This is a genomic window from Blastococcus sp. SYSU D00669 (assembly GCF_054050715.1).
Genome location: NZ_JBJGZV010000001.1, coordinates 273,728 through 285,874, shown reverse-complemented (window position 1 = coordinate 285,874; position 12,147 = coordinate 273,728). Strand labels below are relative to the sequence as shown.

11 protein-coding genes are annotated in these 12,147 nt (G+C 74.7%); 3 read left to right on the top strand and 8 right to left on the bottom strand.

The window, feature by feature from the left end; genetic code table 11:
- Positions 1-110: 110 nt before the first annotated feature.
- Positions 111-749 (top strand): hypothetical protein, encoded by a 639-nt coding sequence (locus tag ACI8AF_RS01340; protein WP_456537851.1) that lies wholly within the window; start codon positions 111-113, stop codon positions 747-749.
- 61 nt (positions 750-810) lie between these two features.
- On the opposite strand, the gene ACI8AF_RS01335 is transcribed toward ACI8AF_RS01340, so the two are convergent.
- Genes ACI8AF_RS01335 through ACI8AF_RS01315 form a run of 5 tightly spaced genes read right to left on the bottom strand, consistent with a single transcriptional unit; the run spans position 811 to position 6,082 of the window.
- Complete coding sequence (locus ACI8AF_RS01335; RefSeq protein ID WP_456537850.1) at positions 811-1,713, bottom strand: transglutaminase family protein; 903 nt, start codon at positions 1,711-1,713, stop codon at positions 811-813.
- Positions 1,710-2,672: an alpha-E domain-containing protein gene (locus ACI8AF_RS01330; RefSeq protein ID WP_456537849.1), complete on the bottom strand. Its 963-nt coding sequence runs from the start codon at positions 2,670-2,672 to the stop codon at positions 1,710-1,712. Before ACI8AF_RS01330 ends, ACI8AF_RS01335 begins: the two co-directional genes overlap by 4 nt.
- Positions 2,666-4,264, bottom strand: coding sequence for a circularly permuted type 2 ATP-grasp protein (locus ACI8AF_RS01325; protein ID WP_456537848.1), 1,599 nt, complete (start codon positions 4,262-4,264; stop codon positions 2,666-2,668). Before ACI8AF_RS01325 ends, ACI8AF_RS01330 begins: the two co-directional genes overlap by 7 nt.
- Positions 4,265-4,274: 10 nt before the next feature.
- Complete coding sequence (locus ACI8AF_RS01320; protein WP_456537847.1) at positions 4,275-5,072, bottom strand: class I SAM-dependent methyltransferase; 798 nt, start codon at positions 5,070-5,072, stop codon at positions 4,275-4,277.
- Positions 5,069-6,082: a methylenetetrahydrofolate reductase C-terminal domain-containing protein gene (locus tag ACI8AF_RS01315; protein WP_456537846.1), complete on the bottom strand. Its 1,014-nt coding sequence runs from the start codon at positions 6,080-6,082 to the stop codon at positions 5,069-5,071. Before ACI8AF_RS01315 ends, ACI8AF_RS01320 begins: the two co-directional genes overlap by 4 nt.
- Positions 6,083-6,190: 108 nt before the next feature.
- Between ACI8AF_RS01315 and ACI8AF_RS01310 the strand changes: the two genes are divergently transcribed.
- Complete coding sequence (locus ACI8AF_RS01310; RefSeq protein WP_456537845.1) at positions 6,191-7,183, top strand: pirin family protein; 993 nt, start codon at positions 6,191-6,193, stop codon at positions 7,181-7,183.
- A 10-nt stretch (positions 7,184-7,193) separates the two neighbouring features.
- Complete coding sequence (locus ACI8AF_RS01305) at positions 7,194-8,162, top strand: pirin family protein (RefSeq protein WP_456537844.1); 969 nt, start codon at positions 7,194-7,196, stop codon at positions 8,160-8,162.
- A gap of 34 nt (positions 8,163-8,196) precedes the next feature.
- Here the strand turns inward: ACI8AF_RS01305 and ACI8AF_RS01300 are convergent, their stop codons facing one another.
- From ACI8AF_RS01300 to ACI8AF_RS01290, 3 genes are read right to left on the bottom strand one after another with little or no spacing between them, the layout of a single operon-like run.
- Complete coding sequence (locus ACI8AF_RS01300; RefSeq protein ID WP_456537843.1) at positions 8,197-9,882, bottom strand: dipeptide ABC transporter ATP-binding protein; 1,686 nt, start codon at positions 9,880-9,882, stop codon at positions 8,197-8,199.
- Entirely contained in the window at positions 9,879-10,946 is a 1,068-nt protein-coding gene (locus ACI8AF_RS01295; RefSeq protein ID WP_456537842.1) for an ABC transporter permease, read from the bottom strand. Before ACI8AF_RS01295 ends, ACI8AF_RS01300 begins: the two co-directional genes overlap by 4 nt.
- Positions 10,946-12,052 (bottom strand): ABC transporter permease, encoded by a 1,107-nt coding sequence (locus ACI8AF_RS01290; protein ID WP_456537841.1) that lies wholly within the window; start codon positions 12,050-12,052, stop codon positions 10,946-10,948. Before ACI8AF_RS01290 ends, ACI8AF_RS01295 begins: the two co-directional genes overlap by 1 nt.
- Positions 12,053-12,147: the final 95 nt, after the last annotated feature.

Here is a 12,147-nt window from a genome sequence, read left to right as displayed (position 1 = left end):
AAGGTGACGGGCTGCGGGAGCAGCGCCCCCGCATCCGCTCGGCGGGCGGGGCGGCGCGCCGTCCGTCGCGGCCGCCGGCCCCCACCTCCCCCACGGTGTGGGTGGGCCGGATGACCCACCGGCTGGTCGGGGCCCCGCCGGAGCACTCCCTGGTCCTGGTCAACTCCGACCGGTTCGCCCACGGCACGCCGGTCGACCTCACCGGCGCCCGCGGCCGCATGCCGTCCGGCTGGCTTGCCGACGTCCGCTACCGGGCGCAGGACGGGCACGTCCTGCGGATCGACGTCTCCGAGTCGGTGGCCCGTCCCGAACCGCCGCTGTGGTTCGCCGAGATCGGACACGCGACCAGCGGGGTGCCCACGTTCTCCCTCGTCGCCTTCGCCGGCACCGCCTACCCCGCCGGCTCGCTGGTCGGCCCGCACGACGTGGCCCGCCGGGGGCTGCGGATGGCCGACCGGGTCGGCGAGATCCGCTGGTGGTGCCGCTCCGGCGTCGTCGAGGACGTCACCGTCGAGCCGGTGTTCCGCCGGCAGGGCATCGCCCGGGTGCTGGTCACCGCGGCCGAGGCGCTGCGCCTGGTCCGGGGCTGGGCGCCGCTGGTCGCCGACGGCCGGCTCACCGACGCGGGCGCCACCTGGCTCGACGGCGCCCCCCTGTACTGGCGGGAGCGGCTCACCGAGCGCACCGCCCACCTGCCCTCGGGCGACGAGCCCGAGGGACCGACCGGGGTCGCTCGCCTCCTCCGGTGAAGGACCCTCCTGCAGGGCCCCGCCGCCCGCAAGCCCGCGGCGGGGCCCTGCAGGAGGGCCGCTAGGCCAGGCGGGTGACCTCGACGGTCACCTCGTGCCCCTCGCTCCTCGGCCCCGAGAACAGCCCCTTGAACGGCGGGACGTCGCCGTAGTCCCGGCCGCGGCCGAGGGTCACGTGCCGCGGCCCGACCTCGACGGCGTTGGTGGGGTCGAAGCCGGTCCAGCCGCCGTCCCACCACTCCACCCAGGCGTGGCTCTCCCCGGTGACCGGGGCACCGATCGCGGCCTCCGGCTTCGGGTGCAGGTACCCGGAGACGTAGCGGGCCGGGAGCCCGAGCGCCCGCAGCAGCCCGACGGTGACGTGCGAGATGTCCTGGCAGACGCCCTTGCCGGTGGTCCACGCCTGCATGGCGTTGGTCTTCACGTTGGTGGCGCCGGACAGGTAGTCCATGTGGTCGCGCACGAAGCGGCAGACCACCGCGCCGGCCTCGTGCGGCTCGGCCGGACCGACCGCCGCCCGCACCTGCTCCACCACCGCGTCGTCCATCGCGGTCAGCCGGGTGGGACCGAGCAGCTCGCCGAAGCGGTCGCGGACGTCTCGGCCGGCCAGCTCGGCCCAGCCGAGGGAGCGGTGCAGCGCCGGCTCCGGCCCCGCCTCGACGATCGAGGTGCCGGTGACCACCAGCTCCGCGTGCGGCACGTGCAGGTCGAACGCGGTGACCGTCGAGCCCCAGTAGTCGCGGTAGGCGTACGCGCTCGCGGCCGGCTCGATCTCCACCCGGGAGCGCAGCACCGTCTGCCGCCCGCTGTTCTCCGGGGTCAGCCGGGCCTCGTTGTACGACGACCGGACGGGCCCGCTGTAGAGGAACGTCGTCCGGTGCACGACCTGCAGCCGCCACCGCTGCGCGGACAGCCGCGGCCCCTGCACCTGCGTCTGGGCGCCCTGGGTCTGCGTCTGGCTCACCCGACCTCCTCCGGCACCCACACCTGCGGTGCCTGCTCGGTGAAGAAGCGGTGGGTCACCGCCGCGCTCGCCGCCGAGCAGGTGCGCTGCAGCTCCTCCAGCCGCTGCGGCAGCTGGCCGAGCAGCTGGTCGGGGGCCATGAACTCCAGCATCGTCCGCGCCCGCCCGACGATGCGGTGGGCCTCGCCGGCCACGCCGACCCGGGTGGCCGCACTGCCGACGGAGCGCACCGGCGCCCGCTCCAGCTCGGCCAGGCACGCCTCGGCCTGCTCCAGCGCGGCGAACACCGAGCGCGGGAACAGCCGGTCGAGCAGCAGGAACTCCGCTGCCCGGCCCGAGTTCACCTGCCCCCGGTAGGTGCGCAGGTAGGGTTCGTAGGCGCCGGTCGAGCGCAGCACGAGGGTCCAGGACGGCGCCGCGTCCCCCGCCAGCACCCGGGTGGAGAGCATCCGCGCGGTCATGTCCACCCGCTCCAGCGAGCGGCCGAGGATGAGGAACAGCCAGCTCTCGTCGCGGCTCATCGTCGCGTCGGCCAGGCCGAACACCATGGCCGAGCGCTCGCGGACGAACCGGAACAGCGAGTGCGGCCCGTACCGGCGGGCCATCGTGCGCTGCTGCGGCAGGGCGTTGTGGGTGACGTTGAGCGACTCCCAGATCTCGGCCGAGAGCACCTCGCGGGCGCCGCGGGCGTTCTCCCGCGCCGCCGACAGCGCCCCGACGATCGAGGCCGGGCTGCTGCGCTCGAAGGCCAGGGTGTCGAGCACCAGCTCGGTGTCGGCCTCCCCGCCCTGCACCGGGTTGCCCATGAGCGCGAGCAGGTTGGCGCAGGCGCGGCGCTCGTCGATCCACGGGTCCTCGACCAGCCGCTGGGTGTGCACGTCGAGGATGCGGGCCGTGTCGTCGGCCCGCTCCACGTAGCGGCCGATCCAGAACAGCGACTCGGCGATCCGGCTCAGCATCCCGGCCGCACCCCCTCCTGCTGCTGCTGCTGCTGCTGCGACTGGCCGACGGCGAGGTCGTTGACCGGACCCGGGTCCTGGTGCGGCGCGTCGCCGGAGAGGTCGGCGGTGCTGAACTCGATCGTCGTGTGGTCCGGTTGCTCCGGCTCCGACGCCGGCCGCGGCGGGCTGATCACCCACGTGTCCTTGGAGCCGCCGCCCTGGCTGGAGTTCACCACCAGCTCGCCCTCGGGCAGCGCGACCCGGGTCAGCCCGCCCGGCAGCACCCACACCTTCGAGCCGTCGTTCACCGCGAACGGCCGCAGGTCGACGTGCCGCGGCGCGATCCGCCCGCCCACCAGCGTCGGGCAGGTCGACAGCCCGATCGGCTTCTGCGCGATCCAGTCCCGCGGCCTGGCCCGCACCTTGACGGCCAGCTCGGCGAGGGTGCGCTCGTCGGCCCGCGGGCCGATCACGATGCCCTTGCCGCCCGACCCGTCGACCGGCTTGAGCACCAGCTGGTCCAGCGACCCGAGCACCCACTCGACGGTGTCCTCCTCGTCGAGGCGGTGCGTCTCGGCGTTCTGCAGCACCGGCTCCTCGCCCAGGTAGTACCGCACGAGGTCGGGCACCCAGGTGTAGAGCAGCTTGTCGTCGGCGACGCCGTTGCCGACGGCGTTGGCGATGGTCACCCGCCCGGCGCGGGCGGCGTTGAGGACGCCGGCGCAGCCGATCACCGAGTCGGGCCGGAAGTGCACCGGGTCGAGGAACTCGTCGTCGATGCGCCGGTAGATGACGTCGACGCGGCGCTGCCCGTCCGTCGTCCGCATGCTCACCTGGTTGCCGGCGCAGACGAGGTCGCGGCCCTCGACCAGCTCGACGCCCATCTGGCGGGCGAGCAGCGCGTGCTCGAAGTAGGCCGAGTTGTAGACACCCGGCGTGAGGACGACGACCGTCGGGTCGCTCACGTTGGACGGCGCCGACGCCTTGAGCGCGGCGAGCAGGCGGGTCGGGTAGTCGTCGACGGGCTGCACGCGGTGGTCGGCGAACAGCTCGGGCAGCACCTGGCTCATCGCCGAGCGGTTGGTGATGACGTAGCTGACGCCCGACGGCGAGCGCAGGTTGTCCTCGAGCACCCGGAAGTCGCCGGCCTCGTCGCGCACCAGGTCGATGCCGGCGACGTGCACCCGCACCCCGTTGGGCGGCACGAGCCCGTGCGCCTGGCGGTGGAAGTGCGCGCTGGTGGTGACGACGCTGCGCGGCACGACCCGGTCGGCGAACACCTCCCCGGCGCCGTAGACGTCGGCGAGGAAGGCCTCCAGCGCCAGCACCCGCTGGGCGACGCCGCGCTCGATGACCTCCCACTCCTCGTGACCGATCACCCGCGGCACGATGTCGAGCGGGAACGGCTGCTCCTCCCCGGCGTGCGCGAAGGTGACCCCGGCGTCCCGGTAGGTCTGCGACAGCAGGTCGGCCCGGGCGGCCAGCTCCTCGCCGGCCATGGGCTGGAGGGCGGTGAACAGGCCCGCGTAGGCCGACCGGGGCTCGAGGGGACGGCCGAACATCTCGTCCCACTGCTCCCCCAGGGGGTAGCCGTCGAAGAGGTCCGCCATGGATCGCAACCTAGTTCCGCCGTGTGTCCTGCGCGTTTCGGCGACGTGAGCCGGCCTCCGCGACGCCGAGCCAGGGCCGCAGCTGCCCCGCGGAGAGCAGCTGCGCGACCCGGCCGGCCTGCTCCCGCGCCTCCCGCAGCTCGGGCGCGTCGCCGTGCCGCCGGGCCACCTCGTCGTCGACGGCGTCGGCGCGCGCGTCCCACTCCGGCGGGCTGTCGCGCAGGTCCGCCTCGCCCGTCGCGACGACCCGGAAGCCGGCCGCCGTCAGCAGCGACCCCGTCTCCGCGGTCGACGGGAACTCGTTGCCCTCGGGCACCGGGTGCGTGAGCGGGCCGTCGGCGACGAAGACCAGCAGGCCGAGCCGGCCGCCGTCGGCCAGCACCCGGCGCAGCTCGGCGAGCGCGGCGGCCTTGTCCGACAGGGTGCACAGGACGCCGAGGCACCAGGCGGCGTCGAACGCCCCGTCGGCGAAGGGCAGCGCCTGGGCGGCCGCGACGACGGCGGGCAGGCCGAACAGCCGACGGGAGGCGGCGACCGCGTCGGCCATCGGCTCGGCGCAGACCGGGCGCACCCCGCGCTCGGCCGCCAGCCAGCCCGCCGGTCCGCCGAGGCCGGCGCCGTCGTCGAGGACCCGGGAGCCCGCCCGCAGCCCGAGGCCGTCGGCCAGCCAGCGCAGCGCGCCCTCGCTGCCGCTGCCGCGGCAGGCGGCGGGGATCGCGTGCTCGGGACCGAGCGCCCGCACCGCCTGCTCGGTCCAGGCCGCGACCGTGCCGAACTCGGCCTCCATCGCGTCGCTCTCGAGCGTCACCCGCGGATCCTCGTCGCCACCTCGGCCTTCACACGGGCACCCTCGTCCTCCCCGCGGGCCGACGCCAGTCCCGAGAGGTTGACGCCGACCACCCCCGGCACCGCCAGCAGCGCCCGCGCCTCCGTCACGGCCGCGGCGATGCCGGCCTCGCGCGGATCGGGTGCGGCGAGCACCCGCTCGACGACGGCGCCGTCGAGGTGCAGGCCGGGGAAGGCCTGCAGCACCCGGGCCGAGCGCTCGTCGGTGTAGACGGCGACGGCGGCCAGGAAGGGCAGCGTGGCGCCGGCCGCGCGCGCGGCGGCGACGAAGGCGGCGACCCGGTCGGGGGTGCCGACGTGGTTGAGCACGCACAGCGCCGCGCCCGCGCGCTGCTTCTCGACGACCCGCGCCGGGCGCAGGTCCACCGGCGGTGCCTCGGGCGACTCGGGGACGGCGGCCGAGAGCCCCCGCTCGGCGGCCAGCGCGGCGAGGCGGGTGCCGTCGACGTCGAAGACCTGGGTGGCGCCCGGCCGCACCGACGGGCCGCGGGCGTCCCCGGTCACGCACAGCACGCCGTCCACGCCGAGCGCAGCCAGCCCGGTCAGCTCCTGCTCGAGGACCACCCGGTTGCGGTCGCGGCAGGCCAGCGTCGTCCACAGCCGCCCGCCGGCGTCCATCACCTCGGCGGCCACCATCGACGGCGGGAAGTCGGGGCGGTTGGCGTGCTCCCCCACCAGGACGGCGTCGGCGGCCGGGGTGAGCGCGCCCACCACCCTGCGGACCGACCCGCGGTCGTAGGGCCGCACCGTCAGGTCGGCGAGGACGACGGGGCCGTGCCGCGCGCGCTCGAGCAGCCCACCGGGCCGCGGCGGCGGGACCGGCCGCGGCCCGTCCGCCCAGCGCACGAGCGGGGTGCCGGCGAAGACGCACGGGCGCGCGGCGACCTCGCACGCCCCGTCGTCCCGCACCCCGCCGCAGGGCCCGAAGACCATGCGCTTGGGGCACCCGGGCCGGCCCCCGTCGTCGTCCACCCGCCGATCCTGCACCGGATCGAGACCGTCCGCCCCGGTGGGAACACACCGGGGCCGCCACGCGCTAGAGTGCCCAATAGTTGAGCTCTCAACTCAAGGAGGCCCGTCATGCCGGCCATCACCGTCGAGGACACCACCACCCTGCCGCGCGTCCCGCTCCCCGCGCCGCGCACGGTCCGCCGCCGGGTCCGCTCGGTGACCACCGCGCCCTCGGGCTTCGAGGGCGAGGGCTTCCCGGTGCGCCGCGCCTTCGCGGGCGTGGACCTCCGCGACCTCGACCCGTTCATCCACATGGACCAGATGGGCGAGGTCGAGTACGCGCCGGGCGAGCCCAAGGGCACGTCCTGGCACCCGCACCGCGGCTTCGAGACCGTCACCTACATCATCGACGGCACCTTCGAGCACGCCGACAGCCACGGCGGGGGCGGCACGATCAGCAACGGCGACACCCAGTGGATGACCGCCGGCGGCGGCGTGCTGCACATCGAGCGCCCACCGGAGCACCTCGTGGTCAGCGGCGGCCTGTTCCACGGCCTGCAGCTGTGGGTGAACCTGCCGGGGGCGCAGAAGTGGGTGGAGCCGCGCTACCAGGACCTGCGGGCGGACCAGTCGGTGCTGCTCGCCAGCCAGGACGCCGGCGCGTTCCTGCGGGTGATCGCCGGCGACGTCGCCGGGCACACCGGCCCGGGCAGCACCTACACGCCCATGGCGATGGTGCACGCCACGATCGCCCCCGGCGCGACCCTCGACCTGCCCTGGCGGCCGGACTTCAACGCGCTGGTCTACGTGCTCTCCGGCGCCGGCTCGGTCGGCCCCGACATGCAGCCGGTGCGCACCGGGCAGCTCGCCGTCTTCGGGCCGGGGGACACGGTGACCGTCAGCGGGGCGCTGAAGCAGGAGTCGCGCACGCCGTCCCTGGACGTCGTCATCCTGGGCGGGCAGCCGATCCGCGAGCCGATCGCCATGTACGGGCCGTTCGTGATGAACACCCGGCAGGAGGTGCTCGACGCCTTCACCGACTTCCAGGCCGGCCGGCTGGGCTCGATCCCGGCGCAGCGGATCCCCCACGGGGGCGTGCACGGCGAGGCCGGGCAGGAGTAGGAAGCACGCCATGAGCAACCTCGACCGCCGGCCGACGCCCCGGGAGCTGGGCGGGCTGGAGCAGACCTCCGCCGGCCCGGTCCTGGACGTGCTGCCCGGCAAGGAGGTCCTGCTCGGGGAGAGCACGCACGTCCGCCGGCTGCTGCCCACCCTCGGGCGGCGGCTGGTGGGCGCGTGGGCGTTCGTCGACCACTACGGTCCCGACGACGTGACGTCGTCCCCGGGCATGCAGGTGGCGCCGCACCCGCACACCGGCCTGCAGACCGTGTCGTGGCTGCTGCAGGGCGAGGTGCACCACCGCGACTCGCTCGGCAGCGACGTCACCTTCGGCCCCGGCGAGCTGGCGCTGATGACCGCCGGGCACGGCATCGCGCACTCCGAGCAGTCGCCGGCGGCCCACCCGCGCTTCCTGCACGGCGCGCAGCTGTGGGTGGTGCTGCCCGACGGGTCGCGCGAGGTCGCCCCCGCCTTCGAGCACCACCCGGCACTGCCGGGCTTCGCGTCCGACGGCGTGCGCGCCACCGTGCTCATGGGCTCGTTCGGCGGCGCCACCTCGCCGGGCACCGCCTACACCCCGCTGGTCGGCGTCGACCTCGAGCTGGCCGCCGGGGCCGACGTCGAGGTGCCCCTCGAGCCCGGCTTCGAGCACGCCGTCCTCGCCGCCTCGGGCGCCGCGACGGTCGAGGACGCCCCGCTCGGGCACGGCACGATGGCCTACCTCGGCACCGGCCGGCGCACCCTGCGGCTGCGCGCCGAGGAGCCGGCGAAGGTGCTGCTCCTGGGCGGCGAGCCGTTCGAGGAGCGGATCGTCATGTGGTGGAACTTCGTCGGCCGCTCCGGCGAGGAGATCGCCGAGTTCGCCGACGACTGGAACGCCGAGCGCGGCCGGTTCGCGCCCGTGGTCGGCTACGACGGCGACCGGCTCGAGGCCCCGCCGCTGCCGCCCGTCCCCCTCAAGGCCCGCGGCCGCGAGCGCTGATCCCGGAGGCTGAGCGCGCAGGAATACTGCGCGCTCAGCCTCCGGTGGACAGCTGCTCCCAGTGGGCGCGGCGGCGGGCCTGCTCGTCCGGGTCCGGCACCGGCAGCGAGGCCAGCAGCCGCTGGGTGTACGGGTGCTGGGGCGCGCCGAGCACCTGCTCCCCCGTCCCCTCCTCGACCAGCTGCCCCCGGTAGAGGACGGCGATCCGGTCGGCCAGCAGGTCGACCACGGCGAGGTCGTGGCTGATGAACAGCGCCGCGAACCCGAGCTCGCGCTGCAGGTCCTCGAACAGCTCGAGCACCTTGGCCTGCACCGACACGTCCAGCGCCGACGTCGGCTCGTCGGCGATCAGCAGCTCGGGGAAGAGCGCCAGCCCGCGGGCCAGCGACGCCCGCTGCCGCTGGCCGCCCGACAGCTCGTGCGGGTACCGGTCGCCGAAGCTCTTCGGCAGCTGCACCGACTCGAGCATGTCGTCGACCCGCTTGCGCGCGCCGGCGAGGTCCTTGTGCCGGCCGTGCACGATCAGCGGCTCCGCGACGGCCTCGGCGATGGTGAGCAGCGGGTTGAAGCTGGTCGCCGGGTCCTGGAAGACGAACCCGATGCGCTCGCGCACCGGCCGGAACGCGCGCTCCTTGACCCCGTTCATCTCGGTGCCGAGCACCCGCAACGAGCCGTCGGTCACCCTGGTCAGCCCGGCGATGGCCCGGCCGATCGTGGTCTTGCCGCTGCCGCTCTCGCCGACGAGGCCGAGCACCTCGCCCGGGCGGATGGCGAAGCTGACGCCGTCCACCGCGGTGAAGTCCGGCTGCCGGAACCGGCCGGGGTAGACGATGCGCAGGTCGCGCGCCTCGACGACCGGGGCGGTCTGCGACCAGTCCGGCGCCCGCCGGGCGGCCCGCTCGACCGCCCGCGCCGTCCCCTGGCCGATCCGCGGCACCGAGCCGAGCAGCTGCCGGGTGTAGGCGTCCCGCGGCGCGCGGAACAGCGTCCGGACGTCGGCCTCCTCGACGATCCGCCCCTGGTACATGACGGCGACCCGGTCGGCGAGGTCGGCCACCACGCCCATGTTGTGCGTGATCAGGACGATCGCCGCGCCGAACTCGTCGCGGCAGCGCCGAAGCAGGTCGAGGATCTCGGCCTGCACCGTGACGTCGAGGGCCGTGGTCGGCTCGTCGGCGATGATCACGCCGGGGTCGAGCGCGAGCGCCTGCGCGATGACGATGCGCTGCTTCTGCCCGCCGGAGAACTGGTGCGGGTAGTAGTCGATGCGCTCCTCGGGGTCGGGGATGCCGACCCGCCGCAGCACGTCGATCGCCTTCTCCCGCGCCTCCGCGCGGCTCATCCGGCCGTGGGCGCGCAGCCCCTCGACGATCTGCCAGCCCACCTTGTAGACGGGGTTCAGGACGCTGCCGGGCTCCTGGAACACCATCGCGGCGTCCCGCCCGCGCACCTCGCGCATCTGCTTGGAGGAGAGCTGCACGACGTCGTGCTCCCCCGTCCCGTCCTTGCGGGACAGGACGACGGCGCCGCGGGTGGTCGCGGTCTCGGGCAGCAGGCCGAGGATGCTGCGCGCGGTCACCGTCTTCCCGCTGCCGCTCTCGCCGACGATGGCCAGCACCTCGCCGGCCTCGACGGAGAGGCTGACGTCGCGCACCGCCGGGACGGTGCCCGCGTCGGTGGCGAAGGAGACCGCCAGGTTGTCGATGTCGACGACGCTCATCGTGCGCTCCCCGCCCCTGGTTCCAGCCCGCCGATCCCGCCCGGCGCGGCGAGCGTGCCGCCCGGCACGACCGCCACCTCGGCGAGGCCGACGGGGACGTCGTCGGCCGCCCGGCGGCGGGCGCGCAGCCGCGGGTCGGCCAGGTCGTTGAGGCTCTCGCCGACCAGCGTCAGCGCGAGCACGGTGAGCACGATCGCCGCACCCGGGAACACCGACGTCCACCAGATGCCGCTGCTCACGTCGGAGATCGAGCGGTTGAGGTCGTAGCCCCACTCGGCGGCCGCGGTCGGCTGGATGCCGAAGCCGAGGAAGCCCAGGCCGGCCAGGGTGAGGATCGCCTCGGAGGCGTTGAGCGTGAGGATCAGCGGCAGGGTGCGGGTGGCGTTGCGCAGCACGTGCCGGGTCATGATCCGCCAGTTGCTCGCGCCGATCACGCGGGCCGACTCGACGAAGGCCTCCGCCTTGATCCGCACCGTCTCGGCGCGGACCACCCGGAAGTACTGCGGGATGAAGACGACGGTGATCGAGATGGCCGCGGCCATGATCCCGCCCCACATGCTGGACTGCCCGCCGCTGATCGCGATCGCGATCACGATGGCCAGCAGCAGCGTCGGGAAGGCGTAGATGGCGTCGCAGATCACCACGAGCACGCGGTCGACCCAGCCGCCGAAGTAGCCGGACACCAGCCCGAGCAGCACGCCGGCCACGAGCGAGAGCAGGACGGCGACCACGATGACCAGCAGCGCCGTCCGCGCCCCCCAGATCACGCGGGACAGGACGTCGTAACCCCCCACGGTGGTGCCCAGCCAGTGCGCGCTCGACGGCGGCTGCTGCGCACCGAACGCGCCCTCGGCGTCGCGCAGCTGGCCGTACTCGTACGGCGCGAGCAGCGGCGCGAAGAGCGCCGCGATGAGGAAGACCGCGATGAGCACGAGGCCGGCGACGAGCATCCCGCGTTGCAGGCCCACGCTCTGCCGCAGCTGGTGGACGACCGGCAGCTTCTTCCAGGAGCGCCGCCGCCGCGGGGCCGCGGGGGTGTCGGCGGGGGTCGCCGCGGTGGCCATCAGTACCTCACCCGGGGGTCGATGAGCGCGGCGACGATGTCGACGACGAAGTTCGTCACCGCGACGATCACCGCCAGCAGCGCGACGATGCCCTGCACCGCCACGAAGTCGCGGGCCTGCAGGTACTCCGAGAGCTGGAAGCCCAGCCCCTTCCACTCGAACGTCGTCTCGGTGAGCACCGCGCCGACCAGCAGGATGGCGACCTGCAGGCCGATCACCGTGATGATCGGGATGAGCGCCGGCCGGTAGGCGTGCTTGCGCAGCAGCCGGTACTCCCCCACCCCGCGCGAGCGGGCCGCCTCGACGTAGCCGGAGCCCAGCGTGCCGATCACGTTGGTGCGCACCAGCCGCAGGAAGATGCCGGCGGTGAGCAGCCCGAGCGCCAGCGCGGGCAGGATCGCGTGCTCCAGGACGTCGCCGATGATCTCCGGGTCGCCCAGCTTGATGGCGTCGACCAGGTAGATCCCGGTCGCGCCGTCCATCCGGGTCAGCTGGAGCTCCGAGCGGGTCGAGGCGCGGCCGGCCACCGGCAGCCAGTCCAGGCCCACCGAGAAGATCAGCTTGAACAGCAGGCCGAGGAAGAACACCGGCGTGGCGTAGAAGAGGATCGCGAACACCCGCAGCACGGCGTCCGGGGCGCGGTCGCGGAAGTAGGCGGCCACCAGGCCCAGCGGGATGCCGACCAGGAAGGCCACGACCAGGGCGTAGACGGTGAGCTCGAGGGTCGCGGTGCCGAACGTGGTGAGCACGTCGAGCACCGGCCGGCGGTCGCTGGCGGTCGTCCCGAAGTCGCCGGTGAAGACGCCGCCGAGGTAGTCCAGGTACTGCTCGAACAGCGGGCGGTCGTACCCGGCCTCGCGGACCCGCTCGGCGAGCTGGTCGGCCGGCAGCCGGCCGCCGAGCGCGGCGGTGATCGGGTCGCCCGTCGTCCGCATCAGGAAGAAGACGGTCGTCACGAGGATGAAGATCGTCGGGATGATCAGCAGGAAGCGCACCAGGACGTAGCGGCCCAGGCCGCCGCCCTGGCGTCGTCGGCGGGCGACCGGTGCGCCGGCGCCGTCGTCCTGGGCCGGGCTGTCGGTCAGCTCGCTCGTGGTGGTCGTCATGTCCGTCCAGCCGTCCGGTGCCGCGGTGGTTCGCGGCCTCGAAGCGCAACCGGGGTGCCGGTTGCGGTGAAAAGGATGCGCCCGTGCCGGGCGCC

Coding starts and splice junctions, on each gene's coding strand:
- ACI8AF_RS01340 (WP_456537851.1), top strand. CDS start 111: ATGACCCACCGGCTGGTCGGGGCCCCGCCGGAGCACTCCCTGGTCCTG.
- ACI8AF_RS01330 (WP_456537849.1), bottom strand. CDS start 2,672: ATGCTGAGCCGGATCGCCGAGTCGCTGTTCTGGATCGGCCGCTACGTG.
- ACI8AF_RS01325 (WP_456537848.1), bottom strand. CDS start 4,264: ATGGCGGACCTCTTCGACGGCTACCCCCTGGGGGAGCAGTGGGACGAG.
- ACI8AF_RS01310 (WP_456537845.1), top strand. CDS start 6,191: ATGCCGGCCATCACCGTCGAGGACACCACCACCCTGCCGCGCGTCCCG.
- ACI8AF_RS01305 (WP_456537844.1), top strand. CDS start 7,194: ATGAGCAACCTCGACCGCCGGCCGACGCCCCGGGAGCTGGGCGGGCTG.
- ACI8AF_RS01300 (WP_456537843.1), bottom strand. CDS start 9,882: ATGAGCGTCGTCGACATCGACAACCTGGCGGTCTCCTTCGCCACCGAC.
- ACI8AF_RS01295 (WP_456537842.1), bottom strand. CDS start 10,946: ATGGCCACCGCGGCGACCCCCGCCGACACCCCCGCGGCCCCGCGGCGG.
- ACI8AF_RS01290 (WP_456537841.1), bottom strand. CDS start 12,052: ATGACGACCACCACGAGCGAGCTGACCGACAGCCCGGCCCAGGACGAC.